The sequence below is a fragment of the Spiroplasma endosymbiont of Halictus nicosiae genome, assembly GCF_978018445.1.
In genome coordinates this window covers 1,008,690-1,035,635 of record NZ_OZ389573.1, presented here as the reverse complement: position 1 = coordinate 1,035,635, position 26,946 = coordinate 1,008,690, and the positions used below count along the sequence as shown (strand labels likewise).

General features: G+C 25.1%; 32 protein-coding genes and 1 pseudogene. 6 read left to right on the top strand and 27 right to left on the bottom strand.

Translation table 4 applies throughout. From position 1 onward, the window contains the following. Positions 1-378: 378 nt before the first annotated feature. Positions 379-825: a hypothetical protein gene (locus ACZ91P_RS07045; protein ID WP_465158651.1), complete on the top strand. Its 447-nt coding sequence runs from the start codon at positions 379-381 to the stop codon at positions 823-825. A gap of 476 nt (positions 826-1,301) precedes the next feature. Here ACZ91P_RS07045 and ACZ91P_RS07040 read toward each other — a convergent pair whose 3' ends face one another. The 14 genes from ACZ91P_RS07040 to ACZ91P_RS06975 form a co-directional block, all read right to left on the bottom strand. After that, positions 1,302-1,607 carry a hypothetical protein gene (locus ACZ91P_RS07040; RefSeq protein WP_465158650.1) on the bottom strand — a complete coding sequence of 102 codons (306 nt, stop codon included), beginning with the start codon at positions 1,605-1,607 and terminating at the stop codon, positions 1,302-1,304. Between the two features lie 33 nt (positions 1,608-1,640). Beyond that, positions 1,641-3,053: a hypothetical protein gene (locus ACZ91P_RS07035; RefSeq protein ID WP_465158649.1), complete on the bottom strand. Its 1,413-nt coding sequence runs from the start codon at positions 3,051-3,053 to the stop codon at positions 1,641-1,643. Then, a complete protein-coding gene (locus tag ACZ91P_RS07030; protein ID WP_465158648.1) occupies positions 3,053-4,306 on the bottom strand; it encodes a hypothetical protein in 1,254 nt (417 codons plus the stop codon). The genes ACZ91P_RS07035 and ACZ91P_RS07030 overlap by 1 nt, the downstream gene beginning before the upstream one ends. A 13-nt stretch (positions 4,307-4,319) precedes the next feature. Then, complete coding sequence (locus tag ACZ91P_RS07025; protein WP_465158647.1) at positions 4,320-4,589, bottom strand: hypothetical protein; 270 nt, start codon at positions 4,587-4,589, stop codon at positions 4,320-4,322. A gap of 15 nt (positions 4,590-4,604) precedes the next feature. Then, the gene (locus ACZ91P_RS07020; RefSeq protein ID WP_465158646.1) at positions 4,605-5,540 is read right to left on the bottom strand and encodes a hypothetical protein; all 936 of its coding nucleotides are present in this window, start codon (positions 5,538-5,540) and stop codon (positions 4,605-4,607) included. 12 nt (positions 5,541-5,552) lie between these two features. Next, positions 5,553-5,864, bottom strand: a complete 312-nt coding sequence (locus ACZ91P_RS07015; RefSeq protein WP_465158645.1) for a hypothetical protein — start codon at positions 5,862-5,864, stop codon at positions 5,553-5,555. Positions 5,865-5,873: 9 nt separating this feature from the next. Next, entirely contained in the window at positions 5,874-6,461 is a 588-nt protein-coding gene (locus ACZ91P_RS07010; protein ID WP_465158644.1) for a hypothetical protein, read from the bottom strand. 190 nt (positions 6,462-6,651) lie between these two features. Next, positions 6,652-7,149: a hypothetical protein gene (locus ACZ91P_RS07005; RefSeq protein WP_465158643.1), complete on the bottom strand. Its 498-nt coding sequence runs from the start codon at positions 7,147-7,149 to the stop codon at positions 6,652-6,654. Positions 7,150-7,185: 36 nt separating this feature from the next. After that, a complete protein-coding gene (locus ACZ91P_RS07000) occupies positions 7,186-7,566 on the bottom strand; it encodes a hypothetical protein (RefSeq protein WP_465158642.1) in 381 nt (126 codons plus the stop codon). Positions 7,567-7,595: 29 nt separating this feature from the next. Further along, positions 7,596-8,411, bottom strand: coding sequence for a hypothetical protein (locus ACZ91P_RS06995; RefSeq protein ID WP_465158641.1), 816 nt, complete (start codon positions 8,409-8,411; stop codon positions 7,596-7,598). Positions 8,412-8,429: 18 nt separating this feature from the next. Then, positions 8,430-8,888: a hypothetical protein gene (locus ACZ91P_RS06990; protein ID WP_465158640.1), complete on the bottom strand. Its 459-nt coding sequence runs from the start codon at positions 8,886-8,888 to the stop codon at positions 8,430-8,432. A gap of 11 nt (positions 8,889-8,899) precedes the next feature. After that, positions 8,900-9,058, bottom strand: coding sequence for a hypothetical protein (locus tag ACZ91P_RS06985; protein ID WP_465158639.1), 159 nt, complete (start codon positions 9,056-9,058; stop codon positions 8,900-8,902). 213 nt (positions 9,059-9,271) lie between these two features. Beyond that, the gene (locus ACZ91P_RS06980) at positions 9,272-9,763 is read right to left on the bottom strand and encodes a hypothetical protein (RefSeq protein ID WP_465158638.1); all 492 of its coding nucleotides are present in this window, start codon (positions 9,761-9,763) and stop codon (positions 9,272-9,274) included. Next, complete coding sequence (locus ACZ91P_RS06975; RefSeq protein WP_465158637.1) at positions 9,718-10,002, bottom strand: hypothetical protein; 285 nt, start codon at positions 10,000-10,002, stop codon at positions 9,718-9,720. Before ACZ91P_RS06975 ends, ACZ91P_RS06980 begins: the two co-directional genes overlap by 46 nt. An 816-nt stretch (positions 10,003-10,818) precedes the next feature. Between ACZ91P_RS06975 and ACZ91P_RS06970 the strand changes: the two genes are divergently transcribed. Next, positions 10,819-11,247, top strand: a complete 429-nt coding sequence (locus ACZ91P_RS06970; RefSeq protein WP_465158636.1) for a UPF0236 family transposase-like protein — start codon at positions 10,819-10,821, stop codon at positions 11,245-11,247. A gap of 89 nt (positions 11,248-11,336) precedes the next feature. After that, a complete protein-coding gene (locus ACZ91P_RS06965; RefSeq protein WP_465158635.1) occupies positions 11,337-11,879 on the top strand; it encodes a UPF0236 family transposase-like protein in 543 nt (180 codons plus the stop codon). 412 nt (positions 11,880-12,291) lie between these two features. Here the strand turns inward: ACZ91P_RS06965 and ACZ91P_RS06960 are convergent, their stop codons facing one another. Both ACZ91P_RS06960 and ACZ91P_RS06955 read right to left on the bottom strand, forming a co-directional pair. Further along, on the bottom strand, positions 12,292-12,594 hold the full coding sequence (locus ACZ91P_RS06960; RefSeq protein ID WP_465158634.1) for a hypothetical protein: 303 nt from the start codon (positions 12,592-12,594) through the stop codon (positions 12,292-12,294). After that, positions 12,557-12,826: a hypothetical protein gene (locus ACZ91P_RS06955; protein WP_465158633.1), complete on the bottom strand. Its 270-nt coding sequence runs from the start codon at positions 12,824-12,826 to the stop codon at positions 12,557-12,559. Before ACZ91P_RS06955 ends, ACZ91P_RS06960 begins: the two co-directional genes overlap by 38 nt. Before the next feature lie 562 nt (positions 12,827-13,388). Between ACZ91P_RS06955 and ACZ91P_RS06950 the strand changes: the two are divergent. Beyond that, a pseudogene (locus tag ACZ91P_RS06950) lies at positions 13,389-14,366 on the top strand (IS30 family transposase). A 220-nt stretch (positions 14,367-14,586) separates the two neighbouring features. On the opposite strand, the gene ACZ91P_RS06945 reads toward ACZ91P_RS06950, so the two are convergent. From ACZ91P_RS06945 to ACZ91P_RS06910, 8 genes are all read right to left on the bottom strand, one after another. Then, complete coding sequence (locus tag ACZ91P_RS06945; protein WP_465158632.1) at positions 14,587-14,892, bottom strand: MMB_0454 family protein; 306 nt, start codon at positions 14,890-14,892, stop codon at positions 14,587-14,589. A gap of 32 nt (positions 14,893-14,924) precedes the next feature. Beyond that, on the bottom strand, positions 14,925-15,482 hold the full coding sequence (gene efp, locus ACZ91P_RS06940; RefSeq protein WP_465158631.1) for an elongation factor P: 558 nt from the start codon (positions 15,480-15,482) through the stop codon (positions 14,925-14,927). 29 nt (positions 15,483-15,511) lie between these two features. After that, on the bottom strand, positions 15,512-15,796 hold the full coding sequence (locus tag ACZ91P_RS06935) for a hypothetical protein (RefSeq protein ID WP_465158630.1): 285 nt from the start codon (positions 15,794-15,796) through the stop codon (positions 15,512-15,514). A gap of 302 nt (positions 15,797-16,098) precedes the next feature. Beyond that, positions 16,099-16,272, bottom strand: coding sequence for a hypothetical protein (locus ACZ91P_RS06930; RefSeq protein ID WP_465158629.1), 174 nt, complete (start codon positions 16,270-16,272; stop codon positions 16,099-16,101). 1 nt (position 16,273) lies between these two features. Then, a complete protein-coding gene (locus ACZ91P_RS06925) occupies positions 16,274-17,887 on the bottom strand; it encodes an ABC transporter substrate-binding protein (protein WP_465158628.1) in 1,614 nt (537 codons plus the stop codon). A gap of 2 nt (positions 17,888-17,889) precedes the next feature. Next, positions 17,890-18,447, bottom strand: coding sequence for a hypothetical protein (locus tag ACZ91P_RS06920; RefSeq protein ID WP_465158627.1), 558 nt, complete (start codon positions 18,445-18,447; stop codon positions 17,890-17,892). A 2-nt stretch (positions 18,448-18,449) separates the two neighbouring features. Beyond that, on the bottom strand, positions 18,450-19,976 hold the full coding sequence (locus ACZ91P_RS06915) for an ATP-binding cassette domain-containing protein (RefSeq protein ID WP_465158626.1): 1,527 nt from the start codon (positions 19,974-19,976) through the stop codon (positions 18,450-18,452). A gap of 125 nt (positions 19,977-20,101) precedes the next feature. Further along, a complete protein-coding gene (locus ACZ91P_RS06910) occupies positions 20,102-21,079 on the bottom strand; it encodes an IS30 family transposase (RefSeq protein ID WP_465158625.1) in 978 nt (325 codons plus the stop codon). Positions 21,080-21,434: 355 nt separating this feature from the next. On the opposite strand from ACZ91P_RS06910, the gene ACZ91P_RS06905 reads away from it, so the two are divergent. Next, positions 21,435-22,331: a hypothetical protein gene (locus ACZ91P_RS06905; RefSeq protein WP_465158624.1), complete on the top strand. Its 897-nt coding sequence runs from the start codon at positions 21,435-21,437 to the stop codon at positions 22,329-22,331. Positions 22,332-22,343: 12 nt separating this feature from the next. Then, positions 22,344-22,856, top strand: a complete 513-nt coding sequence (locus tag ACZ91P_RS06900) for a lipoprotein (RefSeq protein ID WP_465158623.1) — start codon at positions 22,344-22,346, stop codon at positions 22,854-22,856. 33 nt (positions 22,857-22,889) lie between these two features. Here the strand turns inward: ACZ91P_RS06900 and ACZ91P_RS06895 are convergent, their stop codons facing one another. Genes ACZ91P_RS06895 through ACZ91P_RS06885 form a run of 3 tightly spaced genes read right to left on the bottom strand, consistent with a single transcriptional unit; the run spans position 22,890 to position 26,883 of the window. Beyond that, a complete protein-coding gene (locus ACZ91P_RS06895; RefSeq protein ID WP_465158622.1) occupies positions 22,890-24,275 on the bottom strand; it encodes a hypothetical protein in 1,386 nt (461 codons plus the stop codon). Then, positions 24,259-26,049 carry a hypothetical protein gene (locus ACZ91P_RS06890; RefSeq protein ID WP_465158621.1) on the bottom strand — a complete coding sequence of 597 codons (1,791 nt, stop codon included), beginning with the start codon at positions 26,047-26,049 and terminating at the stop codon, positions 24,259-24,261. The genes ACZ91P_RS06895 and ACZ91P_RS06890 overlap by 17 nt, the downstream gene beginning before the upstream one ends. Positions 26,050-26,052: 3 nt before the next feature. Then, the gene (locus ACZ91P_RS06885) at positions 26,053-26,883 is read right to left on the bottom strand and encodes a hypothetical protein (protein WP_465158620.1); all 831 of its coding nucleotides are present in this window, start codon (positions 26,881-26,883) and stop codon (positions 26,053-26,055) included. Positions 26,884-26,946: the final 63 nt, after the last annotated feature.

Sequence of the window (26,946 nt, the reverse complement as noted above, 5' to 3'; positions counted from 1 at the left end):
ATGTTAATACTATTGAAATAAAATTAAAGAATATTTCACTTAATTTTTATCTATATGTTTATTAAATCTGAAATAGCAGATTTTTTTAGGTTTTGGGCGAGCGGTTGATTTTCTTAAATTTTTGTGATAAAATGACTTACAAGTTAAAAAAGATTTTGAGGTTCTTTCAAACAAATTTGGCAACCTTTATAAAATTCTTCGCTTAACGCTTAGAATTTTTCCCAAGTATTTTGAAAAGCGCGGCAAAAGTTTTTTTAAACTTTAAGTAATTTTTCGCAAAACTTATGAAAATCACCGCGAGCCCAGATTGACCCTTTCCCTATAAATAAATTAAATAATTTCCTTTCAAACTCTTAAATAGCCCTTGTATATATATAATTGTGACAACCAAGTTTAGTTGCTTGTAATATTTTTAATAAAGATTTTAATAATAAAATTAAAACACTTGAATATACAAAAGAAGAATTAAAAAAACTTAAAGAAAAAAACAAAATAAAGACAGCAAATCAACAAATAAAAGATAATTTAGAATGACTAGCACCACAAGAAAAGCCACTTAATAATGTTGATAATAGATATTATTTTGTTGTATGGCGTGAACAAAAAGAAGATAATTGATATAGTACTTTATTTATACATAATTCTGACAAAGCTAGAACAATAGACAGATTATTAGCTATTACTAAGGGAGGGGGATTCCTTGATTTATTTGCAGGTGGTCGCGGTGGTGGCATTTTAGAAAGAGCATGAATTAATGATAATGGTACATATTTTAAATCAGTTTATCGTTGAAATAATAATACAGATATACCAATTTGAATATAAATAAAAAAACTGGTAAAGTAAAAGTTAATGAAATATAAAAAGTCATTTATTAAAATGACTTTTTATATTTCTAATGTAATTAATGATAATTTTTCATTGTTTTTATTAAATAATTCTAAATTACTAATATTAATTTGTACTTTTTCGGTAAAAATTGTAATTTCATAATGTCCATATCCTCATATTCCAGATATTTCAATTTGATTTAAATTAAATAGTTTTTTATCAAAAGTTATTTTAATACTATAATGAATTAAATCTTCGATTGTACTAATTCAATCTATTTTAGAATAAAGTAATTTATATCATTCAGAAAAATAATTTAAATAGTCTTCTATTTTGTCATTAGAAATAATTAAATTAGTTAAATATTTTCCATATTCTCCGTTTGATAATTTAATTTCAACAAAAATAAGGAAGGGTATATTGTTTGTTTCTAATTCATTTGTTATTGATAATCAATTAAAGTAATTTGCCTATAATTGATAAATAGGATTTTCTGAAATATCTTTATTTTTAACATTTACTTTAATTTCATTATCTTTGTTATTATTAACTTGTTGTTTTAAATTTCAATCTATAATTTGTCCTGTTATTGGGTCAATAATTGGTGTATTCGGGTAATTATTTGTGTCTCAACGATAAACTGATTTAAAATAATTTGGATAATTTGTTCAATCTTTTCAACTTCTACCATATCCAACTTGTAAATCATCAAAATTTTTCATTAATCAATCGCTAGTGGTATCAACTCGTATTTGTACTGCATTATTATTAAACATATTAATTTTTCATTCATTATTAAATAAACCATGTTATATAACAAAATATCATTTATTATCAACTTTTTTAAATGGTTTTTCTTTTGCATAAACTTCTTTTCAATAATTTATTGGTTCAGGTAGAATAGGACCACTATCACTAAAATTAAAATACATTGAATTTAATTCAACCACACAATTTTTAAATTCTCAATAACCAACTTCCCCTATCTCTGTAGGTTTAGATATTAACTTAAAATAGTAAGAAGAAAATAACTTAATATCATCATTATAACCTTTATTAATGGAGTATTTGCTATACGTGTAATTTGAAAGCATATAGATAATTTGTTTAAATATTTTGACAGATTTGTGATTAATAAGGGTTGGATTATCTAATTTTCAATTTTCAAATAAACCATCAATTACATCCTCGGGTTTTTGCCCTTCAAATTTCTGTCTTAATTTAGCACTTTTATTTATAGGATTACCCTTTTCGTCGTATTTTGCCTCTTTAAATTTTCTATCATAATTATAACGATAAGTTAAATAATTTAATAAAACCAATTTTAAACTATCTTTGTCTATTAAATATAAAATATCTTCTCCTTGAATATAGTTTTTGGCAATATTTCATGGTAAAAAACTTTCGGTAAATCAATATTGAAATATTCTTAAATTAGGTTCTGTTTCAATTGGCATTGATAATAAAGGTACTAAACTAGCATTTTCAACAATTGAAGATGAATAAGAATAAACACCATTCACATTTCCTCAACATTTAATATTTCCAAATAACATAGATTTAGGGTATTTAATTTCAATTCCAGTAAATAATGTGTCTTCTGGCAATGATTTTTGTAAAACTAAATGAATACTATTCTGATTTTTTCACTTAAAATCAGTTATTTTAACTAAGTGGGTAGATTTAATAATATCAATGCCATCAGGTGAATAAGGGCGTTTGTATTCTTCAATGATGTAACATTTATTTTTGTTGTCTTCTGTAATTTGTTCATTAATAGATACTATTTTTAAGTCTAATGCTTCTAAAAATTCTTTATCTTGTTTTGAAATATCATTAATTAAAATATCTTTTTCATCAATAATTACATAACTTGTGCTATTATTATCTTGAATTGTGGTGTTTTGTTGAATTTGTAATTTAAAATTAAAATCACTAATTTCATAACCAGTTATTTTAATATATTCATCTTTGTCAATAAAACCTATTTTAACACTATTTTGTGAGTAGTTTAAAGTAGGTTTTTGTTTTGTCTTAACAAGATTATTAATTTTATAAATATATAAGGTTCTGGCACGGTCTTCTGTAAATAATTGTTCTAATTCAGGGTCGCTATATTGTGATTGAGTAGCAAAATCTAATGGAATACTATCAATTGAATAGTCAATTGGTTCATCATTTTCTGCTAATTGTGCTAACATTTTTTCAGATGGTTTTAACATTATTCTTGTTCTCCTTCTTCATTAGGCATATTGATAATAGTTTCGTTGTTTTTTAGTTGTCTGTTTAAAGTAGCATTTACTGGTAAGCGAACATCAACAATTAACTCGTCAATATTTTTAATATTGAATGTTCTACTGTTTAAAATAGTATTATCATATTTAATTAACTTAATAATGAATTCAGTTAATTTAATTTCTCTGATATATATCATTTGTTCATACGAAGCATTTGTTTGAATATTAACACCAGCAACTTCCGCTTGTGTTTGTTGAGCCCCCTTAGCGATTGCGGGAACATGGTGGCGATTTATTTTATAGTAATTAGTTAATAATCAATCATATATTTTGGTTAATTGTTCACCTTTAAAATTACCAGCGATATAGTCTACTGGTTGAAAATTACTATCGGGGTCTCCTTCAACCAATAATAAGTCATTTTCAATAAACGAAGCCAACATTTTACTAATTTCTTGGTCAAGAACACCAGTCACTCCATTAGTATTAATAGTAAATTTACCACTATTTAATAATGGGTCTAACATTATCTTTTCAGCAATAATATCTAAAATACTAGCAAATTGTTTACCATAACGAGCAGAGGGATCAAAATTAGGGTTATTAGGAATAATTTCAATGGGTATAAAATCAATTGGTAGTATTTCTTCTCTTTGTAATGTTGTATAGTTATTTCATTTAGCATCATCAATATATAAGTCGGTAATAGTACTATATAATTGTGTTTTTAACTTTCTAATAACTTTTACTTGTTTAGTTACAGAATCAAGTTTTAATTTTTCAGAAATAAAAATACTTTGATCATTTTTAAGATAGGGGTCATAATCAAAAGTACAAGATACTAAATTACCTAACTCGTCATATTGGTCATTATAAAAATCAATAGTAATAAAATTAAGTTTTGAATTATTAGCAAAAATAAAATATGCACCTTTACCATTCTTATTAATTTTATATTCGTTATATCAATTCTTATTAGTAAAGTCTTGCGTTTTTAAAAAGTTATTAATTAATTTAGCATCTATCTGTTTATTATTAATTGGATTATAAATGCTAATTTCTAAATCTCGTGGATTTAAAAAATTAGCATTATCTTCACAAATTCTTTTTTCTAAAATCTCATTATGTTTTTGAACAGTAACATTTTTACGATTAGTAATCGTTGATGCTAAATTAAGATAATAACTATCAATATCATATTCTTTTTTTAATTTCTTTTTTGCTGGCAACAATCCCATTTATAACACCTCTTTATTTTGTTTCTTCTTTTTTAATAACATCTTCAATACTATCTTCTTTTTGTTTTTTGTTATGTGTTTTGATAAATCTAATTGTTTCAATAATTAAAACTATAATTTTAGCTCCGATAAGCATTGCTGAAACAATAACATATGCTGGTCAAGAAATACCCAATGTTTTTTCTCCGATAAAACAAATAATAATTCCGGCAATAAAAAAGAATGATGAAACTCCAAATATTTTCAAAAACATAATTACATCTTTAACTTCTACTTTTGGCATAATAACATCTCCTTTCTAATTTACCTTTTTTCTTTCAATAAACACAAATCCCAAAGGTCTAAATGTTGCTGGACCATTGACTCCAATATTAATCAATCCATCAGGATTAATAGATAATGCTAAACATGCACTATCAACACCTATTTGATCATATATAACACCTATTGTTTGTTTAAAACTATGCCTTGTTTGCAACATTCCTTGACTTTTTAAATCTTCTTTGCTATCTTTTTTTGAGGCTCAAATTCTATAAATATAATTTTCTTTATCAAAATTAGGAATATTATATCCAGTTTGACCAACTATAAAATCACTAGTATCAACAATTTCTCAATCTGGAACTTTTGGTATAACAATTGATTTTTTTAATTCATCTAAAATTTCTTCTTTTATTTTTGCAAGTTTTTCATCTTTAATTTTTTCTATAACAAGTTTATCTAATAAAGCATCAACTTCTAATTGAGTATAATATGCTTCTAAATCAATCATTGTTAAATCAATACCTTCTTCTTGAAAAGTACGAAACATTTTCTTTAAAGTTGTTAAATTAGCAAATGATTTTGCATAACTAGGTAATAAACCTTGTCATGTTGTCATTGGGTCATTTTGTGAAGAATAATTAATATCACCAACACTCATATTTGCCGAAGCAAAAAACTCAATTGGAATGCGGTTAAATGTTCAATGCTCAATCGTAATAAACACCATATTAATACAAATTTTCTTTAATAATGGATCTTTAAATGTTTCAAACTTTAGTTTTGAAAATGGATAGTTTAAGTAAGAATTAATCATATTTTGGGCTCTTAAAGCAAATGTTTTAAATCATAATTTTACATCACCTTTAAAAAACTTATTATAACGAACTGGAACTTGTGTAATTTTACCTGTCATTGGAATAAAATTATTATAATTTTCCAAAGTAACATTTTGTCATAATTCATTTAACATTTAATCATCTCCTTATCATTTACTTTTTTTAGAATATATTTTCTTTAATATAATTTTTTTACTATTTAGTAATGTTTTTGTTTTAATTTTTTTGTTTAAATCTTGTTTTGTTCTGAGTTGTTTATATGCTTGAAATACTAGTCCATTACCTAACAAACTAGTAACCACACTATCTTCTAGCGTATTTAACAATTTATCTTTATTAAAGTTATTTTTAAATTGTTCTTGCATTTTTAATATCTTAGCAATTGTCCGATATATTTTAAAACTATCTTTTACTACTTGCTGATAAACAAGTGGGGCAAAAGAAACTAAATTAAACAAACTTGTTTTTTAAAATCCCCAACCAATAAACCACTCACTGTTCATATAGAATTTAAACGGTTCAGGAGCCAAAACAAACTGTTCTGCTTTGATTAAAGTTGTCATAACGACAATAGGGACATATTTAGAATTTTTATAATATATTGTTAAAGCAACTTCGCCCGCAACTGATAATGGAACAATTTTTACTGCTAAAAAAACATCAGAACCATAAGCAAAGGGTAATAATTGGCCTTTTTTAATAGCTTTAGTTTCAAATTTAGAGAATATTTTTTTAGTTTTATCAGTAATTTTATTAATTACTTTTTGTTTAATTGTAATTATTTGTTTTTCAATTGGGGCTAATAATTTTTTAGTTACTTTTTGAATATAAAAATTTGGGTTTAAATGATTTAAAATTTTATTTAATTTAATTGGTGTTTGGTGCAAAATATTTAATAATTTATTATTATATATTTTACTGCTCCGCATTAAATTAGCATTTAATAGTAGATTTTTACCAACACATTTTTTATGAAGATTAATCATAATATTATATCACTCATTAGTATTAATTTTGCTTATTTTATCAATATTTAATCCATATTCATATAACAATTTATTAGCATTTTTTTTATTTACGCGCGGTATTTTTTGAACTAATGTAGGGCTTATTTTTTTGAATATTTTTCTCAATTTTTAATAAATTATTAATTGTTTCTAAATTAGAAACTTTAAAACCTTTATAAAAATCATTTCGGGCCAATTTACCAAATGTATATAATAAAGTTTCATTATTAGCCTGCTTTTAAAAATCAAATATTAATTTATCAGATAAAATCTTTTTGCCTGTAACTTGTTTTACAACATCTTCTAAATTATTAGCAGTTATTGTACCTAATTTTTCAAGTAATTTAGTTTCTTTTGCTAATTTTAAAATTCTAGTTGTTCGAGCAGCACGCGTTAATTTTCCAATACCACCAATCGCTGGTAACAAATTTAAGGCGGTGCTTTTTGCTGTCACTTCTGAGGTTAATTTATCGTATATTTGATTTACAGCAAAATCAGTTGCTGTTTCTACTCCAAATGAGATAAATGCTGCGGCAAAATTAGATAATCCCGCACCAAGACCAACGGCGGATGCTACACCACCAGTTAAAACTGATAAACCAAGGGCTAAAACTTGAACTCCTAAAAATTCTAATAACTGTAAACCAAAATTTTTTTCTTGTTGTTGGATTGACAATCTAGTTGGATTTTTTTTAACAGCATAAATAAGAGCTTTTTTAGATGTTCCAATTGGCATATCTATCAAACGAAAAAGTACTATTTTTTAGTACTATTAAGAATTTTTAATTTTAACATCAATCGGAGATGTTTGACCAGTAGCGTTGTTTTTACCTTTAATTTGAACAGAAACAATTTTATCATTTATAATATTAATTGGTCAATCTTCACCTTTACTTTCAATAAAGTAATCAAAATCACTTTCAGTTAAAGAACTATTTACTGCTTTTACTGCTTTTAAAACAACATCTTTAAATTGTGATTTTAACTGTTCTGCTGTTGTTTGTGTTGGATTTGCAACATGAATAGTTGGTTTATCTAATTTATTAATTTTACTAATATCAATTTTTGTAACAATATGTTTAATAATTCCTTTAGGTTCAACTACTGCTCCACCTAAATATAAAACTCTTTCCATAATTAAAGTATTACCCATTCCAGTACCTAACGCAGCAGCACCAACCCTTAGCGGATATGGTCTTTTTTGCGTAAAATAAGAGGGTCATATTTTTTACTAAATTTAAAGGCAATTGCATTAACTTCGTTTGGTAATAATTCAATTGTTCCTTCTGAACCATCTTTATTAATAATTGGTAATTTTTTAGGAACCATATAATATGTTGTTCCTTCAACAGTTTTCATTGCTCCACTTGTTTCAATTACGCTATTTATTTGGTCATTTGCGCCAAGTTGTAACTGTAATTTATTACGAATTCCACGAATAAAATCAGCCGAACCCAAGACAACTGTTTCTGATGGCGTAAAGCCATTTTCATATATTTTATCCATAATTTCATCGTGGATTTGTAAAGCATTTGTATCATCTGCTTTTTGTCCTTGAATAGTTGTAACAGTTCCTTTATTAATAATTTCTAAAATTTTATTGCGTTTATAAGCAACTTCAGTATCCATTGCTTGCTCAATATCAGCCGCCCAAAGATTGGGATTAAAATCACTTTCTACAGGGTCTAATTTACGAGCAAAAGTTAAAATTGTATCTAATTCAACTGTTCCATCTTCAAACTTTACTTCAGTGTAGTTTAAAAGACTGTCATCAGTATTAAATACTTTTCCATCTTTTCCTATACCTTCATTATATTTAATATTTTTCTTTCTTTTATATGTTAAACCAAACTTATTTGCTTCTTTTCACGCAAATAATGTCTCTCAGCTAAATTTTTGTTGATAAGTTTGTAAATATCATTGGTAAAATGATTCACAATCTTTTTGTGTTGCTTGATTAACAATATCGCCGAATATTCTTTGTGGATTTTGTGCCATAATTTTATACCTTCTTTCTTATTTATTAAATACATTGTCTGTATCTAAAATATTGTTTTCTTTATTTTCTGATTTTGGTACGCCCCCAGTATTAACTGTTTGTACCTTAATTAATTCATCATAAACACTCTGCAATTGTGCTTTAATGATTTCAATATCATCAGTAATATCATAAGATTTTAATAAAACATTTTTAAAATCTTCATTATCAGTTAAAGAATTAATAAAATCAATTACTTCAATTTGTTTTAATTGAATTGTTTGTTCTTCAATTTGTGAAGTTAACTCAGTATTTTTTGCTTGTAGTTCGTTGATTTGTTGATTACTATTTTCTAAATTACTTGCATTAAATTCTTCAACTTCAACAGTATTTTTTAAAATAATTTCAGTAGTTTTAATATTTAAACTACCATCTTCATTTTTAATAGGTTCATTATTTTTATCAATAAGAACAAATTTTACATTTTTTAATGCCATTGTTTTTCCTCCTATTTTTTAATATTTGTATTTATTCTTTTTCTAATCGCTTTTTGTATAATTTCAAAACTATCTACTCGAAAAGAAAAAAAATAGCGTTTAGTTTTTATATTTAATTGATTAAATACTGAGCCTTTAATTTTTATCTTATCATCTTTTTTTAATTTCAAAAAAGCAGATACAACTGACGGATTATAAATTAATAATGTTGAGTAATTTAATCCTTCTCACTGACATTTCGCAGAACAAGCATCAACTTCAACACCGCCAGTAACCAGTGCCTTAATTTTAGTTTTAATTGGGTTTTTATGTAATCTAACAGTTAATTCTAATTTATTAACTTTTTTATTTTAGATTTATTAGTTATTGATTTTTTAAGTAAATTACTTTTTGTTTGTGCCATTTTTATCAACTCCTTCTGTTATAAAATATTGTAAATATTTTCAAGCATCGTGTTCGTGCTCTGTCATTTTAATATTTCCTTTATAAATATAATTTTTCTTAACAACTGGCGATTGTAAAACATAATTTAAATTAAATAGATATTTACATAAAACTTTTAAACCACCAATAAATTTAGGAGTAGCTAATGGATTTTTTATTTTTAAACCTTTATTAAGTTGATAATCTTCAATTATTACAATAACTTTATTTAAATAAGAACAAATTTTATTTTTAAACTCATTTAATATTAAATACATATTATTTATTGCTTCTTCTTCATTTTTAGAATTAAAAGTAATATTATTAATTATTTTCTTTTGCAAAACATTATAAATAATCATACCAGTTTGTCCAATTCCAGCAGGGTCAATTGCAATAATATATTTTAATTTATCTGGTTTATTTTTTTGTCAATTTGTAATATTTTTCATCCATCTGATACTAAATCTAAAATATCGTTAATTTTGTAATGTTGCATATAAGAAGCAATTACATCTCAATTGTTTTCAAATAAAATTAAGTACATTTTGGCTCATTCTAAACATTGCAAATCATAATGCTTTTTATGATGTGAAATACGACAATTAACAGGCTGACAATTAACTCAATCAAATGACGTTGTTATTTCATTTCAAGTTTTATTAATATACAAACTTTTATATTCTGTCATTTATTTATACTCCTTAATTATTTTTATTTGTTGCTCAAATTTCATCATTAATATCATTTACCGTTACTAGATAAGCTCGTATCATTAATTCTTGTAATTTATTTTTAATTTTTTTATTTCATTTTTTCATCAAATATTTTCCTTTCTGTGTAAAAAAACATAATATTCCTTTATTGGTTAATATTTTGATATTTAGTAAATAATTTATTTTAGTATTTAATTACTTCGCCGCCCGCTTCACTTTGAAGGTGAGCGGGGGCGGGATAAGATATTTTGATATAGTTTACCCCTATACGGAAATAAACAAAGAAACAGTTTACCCAGTTATTAATTACGCTTCATCCATCCCTAGACAACTTTATATAAAGAAAATAACCTTTTGGAGTTCCAACCCTCTTGTTTTTTTAGTGTCCGATATTATTTTTTTCGGTTTAACAGCACTCTTTTTATGAAAACAAGCCAAAAAACACATGCTCTGACATTTCGCAAGTGATTAATCTTGCCGAGAATTAAAGAAATAAATAGGAGTAGTAAATCCAATCGCTTTCACACTTTCTTTAAGGCTTCGTGCCATAGATGAGTTATTCATCTTTAAGCATCAAAATATTAAATTTTAAGTGCCGCATTATTCATCGGATAATACCTTTATCGAAAGGATTTATAAAAATATCGTTTATTTTGTGTAGGGAAAACAGAATTTAATCTGTTTTTTTATGATAAAAGTTCTAAATTTAAAGATACTATCCGATGAATAATGCAAATAAATTTATGTTTTTTAATATAAAAATAAAAAAACAATCTCACAAGAGTTGTTTTTTGCCGGTTCATCGTACAGGACGCTATTTATTAAATATACAAAGTATTGAAATTATTCAACAAAGTTTAGAAGATTGTGATGAATGAATTTTTAAAAATTATAAAATTGATGAAGCTTTAAAAGAATTTAAAAATTATAAAGTAAAAGAAATAAAACCAAGAAAATTAACTATTTTAAATGGGAAAATAACTTTTAAAAGAAGAAAATATTATAAAATTAATCAAGAAACAGGTAAAGAAGAATATATTTTTCCTTTGGATAAACTTTTAGGAATTAAAAAATGACAAAGAATAGATAATTCTGTTAAAGAAAAAATATTATCATTTATTGGCAATAAAAACATATCAAGATATTTTAGATACTATGGAACATCTAAAAATTTGTATAAAAACAATTTCAAATATTATGAAAAATGCAAAAATTGATAAAGAATATTATATTAATAAAACTGATAAAAAAATAAAGGTACCTCATACTTTATATATTCAAATTGATAGAACTTATTTAAAAATGTGAAATGAAAAAAAGGGGAGAGAAAAAAAAAAAAAAAAAACATAGTATATTTTCAACTGTTCATACTGGTTTTGATAAAACAAAATCAACTAAAAAAAGACCTGTAATTGCAAATAAATTAGGAGTTATAGAACTAGATAATATTCCAGAATATATTAAAAAAAATAGTAAATTAATTAATTTTGTTAGTAAATTACTTACATTAATTACAAGTTATTATGATATTAATGACAATATTGAATTTATGGTATTAGGAGATGGTGTACCTTGAATTAAAAATATGGCAAAATTTATTCAAGAATATTTTCCTAAAAATAAAGTACATTACACGATAGATAAATTTCACCTTACAAGTAGATTTAAAAAATTATATCCTTATCAAAGTAAAAACAAAGAAAACAGAGAAACATACCATAAAGCAGTCGATTATTTTTTTAATGGTAAATATGAAGAATTATTAGAACGCTTAGAAAACAGTGCTTCTTTTATAAAAGAATCAAAAATGAAATTCTTAAAAGAGACAATTAAATTAATTAAAAATAATTAAGAAGGTGTCAGAAATCAAACATTATGAAATAATATTGGTTGTCATATTGAGGGTGATATATCACATTACTGTAAAGGTGTTTTGGTTAAAAAAGCAACTTATCATGAAAAAACTCTTAAAAATAAATTAAATACTAGTATGATAAATTTTAAAAATAAAATTAATTTATTTAATACTAATGAACTATTATAAGAAAATAGAATTAATTATTCAGTTAATAATTTTGTAAATAATAATTTACAACCAAACTTATATTTTTATTAATTTTATCTAATAAATTAAATAACTTTAATAAACATGTATTTTTGTCGTGGAAAAATTTAAAAAATGTTAAAATATTGTTGACAATAAAATTAAAAGTAATATAACTTAGATAAGTAAGTGGTATTTTTATTCCACAATTTCTAAGATATTAATTAAAACCCTTAAATAATACATACAGCCTATTATTTTCATTATCTAAATAAAAATGGTTAAAACGAAAATTACTAATTACATCTTTTATATTATAAATATTATTTTTATAAAGTTTTTTATTAGTAAAAATATAAATATTTCTGTTTATATTTTTATCTAATGAAAAACCATGAATATTTCCATCTCTTCCGGACTCATCACCTTGATGTATTAGTTGTAAATTTCCCTTTTCTGTAATTTTATATAAATTATTAGTTTTTCTAGTAAAAAAAATAAAGATTGTTTTTAAAATAATCAAACTTAATATTTTTAACTTCAGAATCTATTAAGGTTTCTAATTCTTCAAATTCTATATTAATTTCTTTTATTAAAAAATTTAATTTAATAGAATTAATAACATTATTTTTTAAATTGTCAACTTTTTCTAATATATTGTTTTTAATTTTATCATAATTTTCTGTAATATAATCTTTAGTTTCTTCAATTTTTTTAGTTCCTATTTTTCAAAGAGAAAAAGCATAATCTCACAAAAAATAGTTATTATTTTCTAAATGTGATAAAACAGTATAATCAAACCCATTATTTTCTAATTTATTTAATTTTTCTTCTTTTTGATAAGGACTAGCTGCAATTGTTGTTGGTACAGCAGTTCCACTAACTGTTAATACACTTAATAAATTTAAAAGTTTTTTTTATAATTTCCTTTCTTTTATCTTGAAAATTTTTGTCAAGATCTATTGACATTATATATATACAAGCACTTTTTAAGTATATTGGAGAAAGGCAATTATTTAAAATGATTATTATTGTTATTATATTGTACTAAATCTGGGCTCGCGGAATTTTCATAAGTTTGTGAAAAATGCCTTAAAGTTTAAAAAACTTTTGCCGCGCTTTTTAAAATACTTGGGAAAAATTCTAAGCGTTAAGCAAAGAATTTTATAAAGGTTCCCAAATTTATTTGAAAGAACCTCAAAACTTTTTTTAACTTATAAATTATTTTATCACAAAAATTTAAGAAAATCAACTGCTCGCCCAATTCCTCAAAAACTATATAATTAGCTTTGTATATAAAAGAAAGGATTTTTTAAAATGGATAAAACAAAGCATCATTTTACTTTTAAAGAAAGAGTAATGTTAAAAGATTTATTAGAACTTGATTCTTTAAAAAGAAAAAATGGTAAATCCAATATATCTAAAATAGCAAAAATATTGCATAAAAATCGCTATACAATTAGACAAAAAATAAAAAGGTTAAAAGATAATGAATATGACGCTAAATTAGCACACGAAGATTATTTACAAAAACGACAAAAATGTTTTAAAAAATCATTATTATTGCTAAATATTTTAGAATGACTAGATGAAAAATATAACAAATTTCATGATTCACCAGAACAAATCTGTAAAAAATATGAAAAAGAGTTTGGTATTAAATTTCCGGTATGTTTTAAAACTTTATATAAATAAATTCATTTGGGATTTTTAAATTTCAAGAAAGATAATTTGTATTTTCATGATAGAAAATATAAAACAAAAAATAGAATTGATAACCGTGGAAAAATAAGAAATTTTAGAACTATTGAAGAAGCAAAATATGATAAAAATGAATTTGGTTGATTTCAAATGGATACTATGGTTGGTAAAAATAATAGTGTTTGTTTAGTTTTAATCGAAGAATTAACCCAATTTAAAATTATTGAACCATTAAAAGAAAAAACAACAAAAGAAGTTACAAACGCATTAAAACGAATTTTTTCTAACAGATTTTTTAAAGATAGATGCAAAGGAATAATAACAGATCAAGGCAAAGAATTTGCTGATTGAGAAAAAATTGAAAAAATAACAAATGCTAAAGTATATTTTTGTGATGCTGGAACTCCAACTCAAAAACCCAAAGTTGAAAGAGAAATTCGTGATTTTAGACATTGATTTTCCAAAGAAATTGATTTAAGTATTTATTCAAGAAATTATTATCAAGAAGTTGCTAATATAATAAACTCTAAACTTAAAAAATCTTTATATTGACTATCTTCAAAAGAAGTTTTTATACAAATGTTTAATTTTTAATATAATTACCTATAAAAATTTTAATCATTTTATTTTTCAGTGTGCCAAAATTCATAAATTTAAAACAAAAATACTAAATTTTTTTAAAATAAATTATATTGAACATTTATTTTATTGGTGTTATAATAAAATATAAATAAAAATTTGGTAATAACTTTGCAAGGTATTATCAAATTCATAATATTTTTCTTTTTTCTATAGTTACTTCGCTATTAAATTATTAATGATGATAAGCGATACTAATATTTTTTGGTTTAATTTGTAACGAATAACTTAATTCTTTCATAATTGCTTCATTAATTTCAACTGTTAAATCATTTAGGTTTTCTTTTGCCATTACTTTTCCACTAATATAAATGTGCAATAATGAATTATCAATCATACGACATTCAACTTTATCTGCAAAATATTGGTGAGTCATATCACGGATTGCATATAAAATAATCTTTTTAATTGTTAATAAACTAACAACAATTGTCCCACGATGATTATTTTCAAATGTTAATTCATTAAAATTATTATTCATCTTCAATCTCTCCCTTTTATGAATTGTTAAAATTAAGCTCGTCCGGAATATTTTCCATCACTAGTTGAAACAGTAATAACTTCGCCTTCTTTAATAAACAACGGAACCTGTAATTCTCAGCCAGTTTCTAGCACTGCTTTTTTCATTGCACCAGAACTAGTATCACCTTTTACTGCTGCTTCTGCCTCAGTAACTGTTAGATCGACCTTATCTGGTAAAATAATTCCCAATATTTCACCATCATATTTGGTAACAGAAGCCATTACTCCTTCTTTAAAAAAGTTTTTTTCTCAAACTAAATTAGTTGAGGGAATTTCTAATTGTTCATAAGTTTGCGTATCCATAAAAATGACATTCGTACCATCATAATATAAATATTGCATTTCAACCTTATCAATCATTGCTTTTTCAACTTTATCACCACCAGTGAAAGTAATATTTGTTGTTGCATTGTTACGCAAATTTTTAACTTTTGTTTTAACATGTGCTTGCCCACGACCAGATTTTGAATGTTGTGCTTCAATTACTACGTAAATATTACCCTCATATTGAAACGTTAATCCTGGGCGGAAATCGTTTACACTAATCATCTTCTTCTTCCTTTTCTATTGTTCGTAGTTTAATTATATCGTAATTTTAAACAGATAGTTATTAAAATCAATAAAAAGGAGAGAATTTCTTTTAAACAAATTTTCTCCAAATATTTTAATTTTATAAAATTGTAAGGTAACCTAAATATTAATACGATTTTCACCACGATATCGATTTGAGGTTGATAACGCGCCTTAATAATAACATAATCAGTTGTTTTAGTAATTGCAAAATGACGGGGTGAGAAATAAAATGTTGGATTTAAGATAGCAAAATAAGTCATCATATCCTCAACTGGTAAGGCTTTTAACACTTTTGCTTCATAATTAAATGTAATGGTATCTAATGCAAGTGGTTGGGTTTGATATAATGTTATCGAAATAATATCAGTTTTATCTGCAAAATGGATACTATTCTTATTAGCAATAATTTGTACTCATAATAATGCTGTCTTTGCACGGCCACTTGCTAGTGGTTGTCATGGTAAATCAGTTCACGATTTTGAAATTCCATCCTTGTCATAATAAATAAATTTTAATTCCGCATTTGGAATTTCACCATGATATTCGTTTGTTTCTAATGCATCATAAACTGCATTTTGAAATATCGTTTCAGTTACTTTTGTGGTTGGTTGTTTGTTTCAAAAACAGGAATTAAAGCTAATTCACTTTTAAATAAAGATAATGAAATTTTACTACGATCACGCATTTCCATTCTAGCACAACTGACAACAGTCGCAGGAACACTAATAACCATTAAAGTCGTAAAAGATGTTAACAACTTTTTCATATTAATAATCCTCCCTAAACGCCGCATAATCAGTTTGAATAATTGCTAATTGTTGTTGATAACGTTTTTCAATAATTTGCCGTTTTTGTGTCGTCAGTAAGTACGGATTTAAAACCATTACTCAATCTTTATATTTTGAACTACCATACCCAATTGTAACTTGTGTTCGTGGTGTTACATATGAAATTCGAATTTTATATGATCCATTTGGAACATAAACTGGAATAAACATAAAATTAGTATAAATAGCATTAAATTCAACTTCGGCAAAGCCTCGATAACGATCAGCTAAGCGAACGGGATCAGTAATTTCATCACTTGCCGCAACTTGGTTAGTATAATTTTTAAAAACATTATAAAAATTTTCAATTACTGTTGTATTTTTTAAAAGATTTCAATATGGATTATTCAATTTATCCTTAACTGTTGCATAGTCTGGTGCAAGATTATTCGTTAATTTTAGGTCACTAAAAATCCGTGAAGTTCCAAAATAATATTGTAAATCACCACCTAAGGAAAAGGTATGTAAGTAAGTATATGGATCAGCATAATCTGGTGACCATCCTTCTGCTTGCATATCTCAATTTGCTTTTTTACAACGGGTTTCATATTCTGTAGCGTCAACAGTAATATCTGGAATAATTTTAATTACATCATTTTCAGCGTTAAATGAGTCAATCATATTCAATAAAAATTTATTAATTGTTAATGTGTATGCTCCATTCATTAAAAAGCGAAATTCAACTTGTGAAGCACCAATATTTGTTTGTAATCAAGTGCGAATATTATTTAAAATATTATCATCATTTTTTAATAAATCTTTGTTACGATATAAAGCATCACTACCATCTTTTAATAGTTGGCTGGCAGCCATTGCATTATCATCTAAAAAATGGTTTGCATATGCTTCTTCAACATATGATGCATAATCAACATCCCCATTATAAACAAAATAACGTGCAGTATAAACATTTCGTAAAAACTTGGAAGTTGGTGAATCATCTAGGGCTTCGGAATAATATTTAACAAATTTACTACGGTCTAGTTCGGTTGATAAATATTTTCGAACTTTATCATATTGTAACGCCTTACTTGCATTTAATGCTTGCTTAGCACGAACTGGATTTGAATTTAAAATATCACTATTCGCATAATTATGAATAATTGTATATCTTGTTGGATCAGGATTAATAATACTTGATGCACCACTAAAAATTGGATTAGCAGGATTAGAACCAACAGATTTCTTTCAACCATTACTATCTGTTGGTTCAACTAGAAAATCATTAACATCACCTGATTCAAATAAAACACGTTCATGCGAAACATCATTATTTGCTAAATAAGTATAATTTAATTTATCAATGTATGTTAATTTGGCATGTCGATAAGCAGGGTTTTTTCGCAATAAAATTTGTGAAGTTGAACTATATTTTTCAACTAAATATGCTCCTGAATACCAAATATTTTTATAATTGGTCCCATAATTATAACCTTGTCGTAACGCCTTTTCTGGTAATGGTGCAAAAGCTAAATAAGTCATTAAAGTATCAAAATATTCTGCTGACTTTGTTAATTTAATGGTAATTTCATCATCAGCCTCATTAATTGTCATTTCTAATTTTTTTCAAATTGAACATTATAATAATCTGGTTGATAATTACCTGCCTGAAAATACTCTCAAATTTCTTGTGCCCCACTAATAAAAGTTCGTGATAATCTTGATGTTGCCGATAAATTCTTTGGAAATAAAACAAACTTAGCAGTATTAATCATATCACTAGCTTTAACTTGCCGTTGAAAATTACCTTGATAATCAAATCATTTTGCTTGTGGTGAAATTTTATATTTTCATTCACTTTGATCAGCATTAGGAATTCCAACATATTTTGATGTTTTATCTTTTTGCTCAGCAAGATCACTGAAACTACGATTATATTTATCAGTTGCTACTAATGTTCCAAGAACATCAGCTAAAATTTTATTATCATCAACTAACATTGTTGATGCACTTGACCATGATGTTAAGGGAAATTTAAAAATAGAACGAAAAACATTATCGGTAATTAAACGATTTGCTAACAAATCTAAACTAATTCCACACGAAACAACTAATGGTGTTACTGTTGTTATTGCCGTAAAACTAGCAAAAAATGCCAATTTCTTTTTAAACATCGTTACCCCTCCTTTCTGCCAACTGCCATAGCAAGTTTAGCTTTTGCTGCAGCAATTTCACGTGAATTCCCAAATAAATAGTGCCCCGTTTTAATTTCAGTAAACTCTGGTAAATCAAATAAGTAATCTCAATGTTCTTTTTCTGGTTCATAGATAAAATGAACTTTTTCTTTTTCATAATTTGGATTAGGTAACGGAATTGCTGATAATAATGCACGCGTATATGGATGTAATGGATTAGTAAATAACTCTTCAGCGTTTTCTAATTCAACAAGTTGACCATGATAAATAACAGCAATTCGGTCAGCAATAAACCGAGCAACCGATAAATCATGGGCAACAAAAATATAAGTTAAATTATATTGTTGTTGAAATTTTTTTAATAAATTTAAAACTTGGGCTCTAATTGAAACATCTAATGCTGAAATTGGTTCATCAGCAATAATAAATTGTGGTTTCATAATTAATGCCTGAGCAATACCAATTCGTTGTCGTTGTCCTCCTGAAAATTCATATGAATAACGTGATAAATGTTCTGGTAATAATCCAACCTTTTTTAAAATGTTTAAAATTAAGAAATGTTTAACATCACGATCTTTAATTTGCTCTAACTTTAATGGTTTTTCATTTTTTCCTAAATTATTATTATAATAAGTTAAATATAACTGGCGAGCAGTATTATTTTGATATAATTCAGGAAAATTTGTTAACCCTTCTCCAATAATTTCTTCAACTAATGGTAAATCTAATAAATCTAATAAACGATTATTAAAAGCAATAATGTTCGATTCTGAAGTTTTATACTTCTTACCTACTCATTGATAATATAATTTAATTGTTGTTTGATCACGAAAAACCCCATGTCGTGATAAATATGATAAATCAGCAAGCATCATTTGTTGCTGTTCTACTGTTGCACTTTTCTTAATCAAAGTCATTAATCCTTCTTTTCATTCATTATCTGGTAATGCTGCTAAACTTGTTTTCAAATTAGATGTAGTTGCTAATTCATTTAATGTCTTTACCATATCTGTTGTTGCAATTTTTATCATTAAAGCACTGGTTTGATATACTTGCTGTAAGGCAATAATTGCTTGTGGATTTGTTTGCAATTCTAATTCCAATTTTTGTAATTCCTGTAAATATGCCTTTTCAAAATCATTTTTAAAAACATTAAAACGTTTATTATAACTTAAAATATATTTTTTTTGTTTTCCCTTCGGAACAAAAAGAATAAAAACTGCCCGTTGATTTTTATGTAAAAAATGAATCTCATTTAACAATTTAGTATGAATTGATAATAAATTTGCTAATTGTTCAAAAGAAGCATCATAATATTTTTGTGCTTGTTCTAATACAAGGTTTTCTTTTAGAGCATTACGATTTTCTTCTAATTTTAAAAGAACTTTATAAATTTGATGCCCTAATAAAATATTTCTTTCAATAATTTCAATATTTCCGCGGACACGACCTTTGATTTCTTCTTCTAGGGCAAGAGATAATGAGTGTAACATTTTATTTGATTTCATTATAACACCAATAAAATAAATGTTCAATATAATTTATTTTAAAAAAATTTAGTAGTTTTGTTTTAAATTTATGAATTTTGGCACACTGAAAAATAAAATGATTAAAATTTTTATAGGTAATTATATTAAAAATTAAACATTTGTATAAAAACTTCTTTTGAAGATAGTCAATGTAAAGATTTTTTAAGTTTAGAGTTTATTATATTAGCAACTTCTTGATAATAATTTCTTGAATACATACTTAAATCAATTCCTTTGGAAAATCAATGTCTAAAATCGCGGATTGCTCTTTCAACTTTGGGTTTTTGTGTTGGAGTTCCAGCATCACAAAAATATACTTTAGAATTTGTTATTTTTTCAATTTTTTCTCAATCAGCAAATTCTTTGCCTTGATCTGTTATTATTCCTTTGCATCTATCTTTAAAAAATCTGTTAGAAAAAATTCGTTCTACTGCGTTTGTAACTTCTTTTGTTGTTTTTTCTTTTAATGGTTCAATGATTTTAAATTGGGTTAATTCTTCGATTAAAACTAAACAAACACTATTGTTTTTACCAACCATAGTATCCATTTGAAATCAACCAAATTCATATTTATCATGTTTTGCTTCTTCAATAGTTCTAAAATTTCTTATTTTTCCACGGTTATCAATTCTATTTTTTGTTTTATATTTTCTATCATGAAAATACAAATTATCTTTCTTGAAATTTAAAAATCCCAAATGAATATATTTATATAAAGTTTTAAAACATACCGGAAATTTAATACCAAACTCTTTTTCATATTTTTTACAGATTTGTTCTGGTGAATCATGAAATTTGTTATATTTTTCATCTAGTCATTCTAAAATATTTAGCAATAATGATGATTTTTTAAAACATTTTTGTCGTTTTTGTAAATAATCTTCGTGTGCTAATTTAGCGTCATATTCATTATCTTTTAACCTTTTTATTTCTCGTCTAATTGTATTGCGATTTTTATGCAATATTTTTGCTATTTTAGATATATTGGATTTACCATTTTTTCTTTTTAAAGAATCAAGTTCTAATAAATCTTTTAACATTACTCTTTCTTTAAAAGTAAAATGATGCTTTGTTTTATTCATTTTAAAAAATCCTTTCTTTTATATACAAAGCTAATTATATAGTTTTTTGAGGTTTTGGACGAGCGGTTGATTTTCTTAAATTTTTGTGATAAAATGACTTACAAGTTTAAAAAAGATTTTGAGGTTCTTTCAAACAAATTTGGGAACCTTTATAAAATTCTTCGCTTAACGCTTAGAATTTTTCCCAAGTATTTTGAAAAGCGCGGCAAAAGTTTTTTTAAACTTTAAGTAATTTTTCATAAAATTATGAAAATCACCGCGAGCCCAGATTAGTACAATATAATCACAATAATAATCATTCTAAGTCAATAGATCTTGATAAAAAGTTTCAAGATAAGAAAGGAAATTATATAAAATGAAAAAACTTTTAAGTTTATTAAGTGTATTAACAATTAGTGGAACTGCTGTACCAACAACAATTGCCGCTAGTCCTTATCAAAAAGAAGAAACTAAATTAGAAAATAATGAAATTAGTTATTTACAAACAAATAATTTAAAAAATTTAAATAGAGTTAAAAGACAAGAAATAACATATCCAATATTAGAAGATGTGTTAATTGATTTAAGAAAAACTAGCATGAAAAAACCAATGCAATTTCAAATAACTAATTCATGATGTGTTATTGCAGTTTTAAAAAATATATTTGATAATAATATTCTTAATAATAAAGATCTTAAAGAAATAGAACAAGAAGAAATTGCAAGTTTTTTTTCAGAAATAAATGTAAATAATGGTGTTAAATTTTCAGAAGTAATTGAACTATTAAAATTAAACCCGATAATTGAGAAAAATTTGGGATTTAATTTAAAGAATATTGATTTAAATCAATGATTTTGAAATAGATTAAATGATATAGAAAAAAGAATGTGGATAAGACATTTAATATGGGAAACTCTTTCTAGACAAGTTCCTGTTATGTTTGATGGTTTATTTGATTTTGGCGAAAGATATGGTAGCAGTTTTCATGCTGCATTAATTGTTGGAATCAAACCAAATAAAGAAAATATACTTGAAGATACTTATTATGTTAGAGACCCATGAAGAGACAGTGAAGGTGAATTTATTCCAGATCAAACTACAGAAATTTCAATGACGGGGGAACAAATTTTTAATATTTTATTTAATCAAATAGAAAACGGTATCGTACTAATACATGAAGATGTTTTTCAATTATTTTGTGAAAAAGCTATTAGTATTTTTTCATCAATTTGAGAAATGGCAGAACCAGAATTAATAGCAGCTATAGTATAGTGGAATTAAAATATGAAAAAATTATTAAGTATCATTAGTACAATATCATTAGTAGGAACAAGTGCAACAAGTTTAGTTGCTTGTAATACGTCACAAGAATATACATCTGAAGAATTAGCAAAATTAAAAGAAGAAAACAAAATTAAAACAAATAACCAAAAAATCAGAGATAATTTAGAATGAATAGCGCCACAAGAAAAACCATTTAATACAGTAGATAATAAGTGATATTATGTAGTTTGTCGTGGTCATAAAAATAATAATTGAGAAATTGCTAAATTTAAAAATAATTTTAATGATAATAAATTTAAAGTTATTAAAAAATTAAATATTGGTGAGTTAAAATTACTTTATAATATGGATTATGATAAACATTTACAAGTAGGATATGATATTTCTAAAAAATGAATATCAAATATTAATAATGACTATTTTAAATCTGTTTATCGTTGAAATTTAGATACTAATATATCTGATTTATTAGATATTGATGAAAATGGTAATATAAATGTTAACGGTGAATAAAAAAAGAGATAATTAAATCTCTTTTTTTGTTTTTTATCTTGGTTTAAATGTAATTTTAACTGGGTTAGTATTTTTATTGCGAATACCCAATACATTTGGATTAGAAACATCTAATATAATATCTTTGTCATTACCTAAATAATTTCAAATAACAAGTAATAATCTTGCTGATAATTTAACAAATATTGTTTTTGAAAATTTAATTTTTAATTTTACATCATTAGTATAATATGCTTGTAAATATGTTTCTTTAATTTTATCTTTATCACTATTAGATAATTTTGTTATTTGTAATAAAAAGTTAATATTTATTTTCTTTTGATTATCAACATAACTATTTTTATAGTTATCACTTGGTAAACCATTAGTTTTAAAAGTATCAATTGTTTTAATATCATTAGTTATTTCTTTCGTATCTATTGTAAAAGTATTTGGAAAATTAACTTTATCAACTTGTGAGCAACCATATTGACTTAAAATAGAAACATCTATTAATGAACATACATTATTATTACAACTATTAACTCCACCACTTAAATTAATATTTCTATTAGGAATAAAATTTCCTATATTAGGTGGTCCACATTCAACTTGTATATTATTAAGATTACTTATTTCAATAGTTTTATAAGCATCTTGGAATTTACTAATACTTTGAATTGTGGGGTCAATTTGCTTTAAATCAATTTCAATTTCATAATAAGCATCATAAAATTCATCAGGAAATAAATCAATTTTTGTATAACTTGAAGATATTGATTTTTTACATTGTGCTGATGCAACAATTTTAGTTTTTAATGTTTGTACTGCTTCAACGGGCATAATATCTTTTGTATAAGGTTTATAGTTATATGGAACTGGTGGTAATACATATTGTGGGTAATTAAATGTTGGTATTTCATAATCATGTGGTAATAAGAAACTAGTTTTATAATTCGTTGTCATATCTCGTAAATAATTATTTAATACGCTTTTTGTTTTACCACGAAAACTTCATACTGATAATTTTAAATAATCTTCTTCATTGTTAGTATATGGGTTATCAGCATAAAAGATAATTTCAAAATTACCTTTATATAATGCTTGTATTGAAAACATATCAATAATATAACTACAATTTGTCCCATCAGGTGTTTGTAAGAATTCGCAATCATTATCTTTTTCACTATCACTAACTGGTGTTTGTGCATCAACTGCTCTTACTAATTCATTAATTAAATATATGCGATTAGTTTTAGGGTTTAATTGTTTTAAATTATAAGTTGAATAAGTTATTTGTTCTGTTGGTTTACCATCTTTTTCAAAAACATTGCCTTGTATTTTATCAGTTAATAAAATAGTAAAACTAAAACTAGTAGCATTAGCACCAATCATAGCACCAATTTTATCATTTCCTTGTTCTCTAAATATTTCAAACATTAGCACTCATAAAGCCATTAAGTCACGGGAAATTAGGTCATTTATCATCTTGGGTAATTGTTAAATTACCAATTCAGTCCCAAGGAATACCAAACGAAACAAAATTTAAAAACTTTCCAATAGCAGGTATCGTAAAAGGATTAAATACTAATTTTTGCGTATAGTTTAAAGGTAATACTGTAATTTGGCGATTAATAAAATTATTCATATTTAAAATATCTCAAACATTACATTTACCCATTTTATTATATTCAATTTGTACTTGTCCAACAGTATTACCGAATTCATCTTTTCTTCTAAAATATGATGAGGCTTGGGTACTAATAATGTTATTAACAGTTCCACTATTTACTTTTACTTTATCAGGTGGAGTAATCATTCAATTTTTAGACCAATAAGGCTTAGAATTTTTGTCTTCTTCCTTAATAGTTGTTCCAACAGTCGGATTGGTTGCTGTTGAACTTGCTTTATCTGTTATTATCATACCCTCATTATTTTTTTCAATTCAAAAATCAGACATTGATTGAATATGTTCTTTTCAATCTTTATATCCAGTAATAATAGTTGGTTGAATACCTTGAATGTTATATCAACTTACTTCGGGTGAAGCATAAGTATTTATTTTATCAGGTGGTGCAGGAAACATGTTATACATTAATAAATCACGAGAATTCATTATTTTTTTATTAAATTCACCTTTAATAATTGGTCTCCCAATAACAGGCATATCAAAAAAGATAGGATTACCATAAAATTTAACTGCCACTGCTCTAACCCCTGGGTCTTTTAATAAAATCTCATCTAATTCAACAATACCTTTATTTAGTTTTTCATCATAAGTTATTTTTGGAAAACAATAACCTTCACCTGGGGCACTTGTTTCAATAAATTGTCTTACTGATAAACCACTATTACTAATTTTGTCATTAATACTTGAAAAGGTAATTTCTTGTCATAAGAAATCACCATCTTCTAGGGAATAATAATTAATAACATTTGATGGATATAATCATTGTCTATCTTGGGGTGCAGAATTAATATCACCACCACCAATATTTAAACCACGGTCATTAAATACAGTATAAAAATTATAATAATCATTAATATTTAATTTAGTAATATCTTTATCTAAAATTAATAAAGTATATTGTCGTTCTGTTGATTGTTGAGTAAATACTTGTTCAAATTTAGCATCACAAAATTTAATAGAACTTACATCATCAACCATATAAGCATCTCAATATTTACCAACTTTTACCTCTTTTGTATAAAAGTTATTGGCTTTATTATCATTATTCATAAAATAACTTAATTTATATTGATTTAAGTATTCTAACATTCTATTAATATCATAAATATTTTCACCATCAATTAATTTTCAATAAACATTATTATTTTCATCTTTTAATTTTATAGCAAAAGGTGTTTCATTATTTGCTCATATTGTTGAATTAATAGGTTGTTTATTAAAATCATCAATCGTTAAGATAGTAATTTCTTCACCTTTATATTTTTGGACTATTTTTAAACTACCTTGTCATTGAGCAATCGTACTTTCCATATTATCAAATATTCTTGAATAACTACCATAATCACTTGGTTTAGCATTATTAGGTTTTCAACCTGTTTCAGTATCAGGAATATATGAACTATAAACATTAAAAGGAAATACCATTCAATGTCTATGTTCTTTTATACTTTCTCTTATATCTATTGCAGTAGCACCTGCTCCTGTTCTTAATCATTGCATAGCTGCTGGACTAATTTTTTGCATTTGTTAATTCTCCTTAATTTCTGTTCTACCTTGTACGGCATTTTGATTATTACCAGTTTCATCATATTCTAGTAATTTATTATTATGTTCAATTTCTTTGGCTTGCATTTTATCTTGTCATTTTTCTACTTTTTCAAAATATTTGGTTGCTTCTAATTCATCAATATTATCATATTCAGTAATTGCTCTTATTGGCTCCATTGTGCCATTTTCTAATCTAGCAGTAATTAATTCATTTTGTCACATTTGGTCTATTAAACTAGCACTAACAAAATCAAATCCATAAGGGCGTTCACCATTTCCATCTCATAAACCATAATATTTTAAAACAGTATCAAACATTTTAGTATAATATTGTTTACGATATGATTGTAAATATGCTTGTTTTTTTAAATCTTTGGTTTTAGTTAATAATGATTGTGTTTTATTTTGGTCATTATCTGATTTATCACCAAAAGGACTAGAAAAATGACATGCTAAGTATACTTGTTCAATAATAGATTTTTGGTCTTCGGTATATGTTTCTAAGGTTGGTGTACCTTGTACTACTTGTAAAGATTGGGATAATTGACCATCTACTGTTGATGAACTTGATTGAACAAAAATATCATCAAATACATCTTGTAGCACTTTTTTATTGCCTTTGTTATAAGCAGTCATTAAATCATCACTTAGTATCCCATATCAATGCGTACGATTTGCATATCTTTCTTTTGATTTAATATTAAAACTATCTTCTAAATCAAATTGTAATTTATAACAATTTGCCATAGTTGGTCATGGATTTAAAGTGGTTGATGTTGATAAAAATAAAGGATTAGGTTCATTTATCATTTATCAAAAGGGGACTATACCTAATTTATTTTTAAATTCTTGTACTAAAACAGGTCTAACATC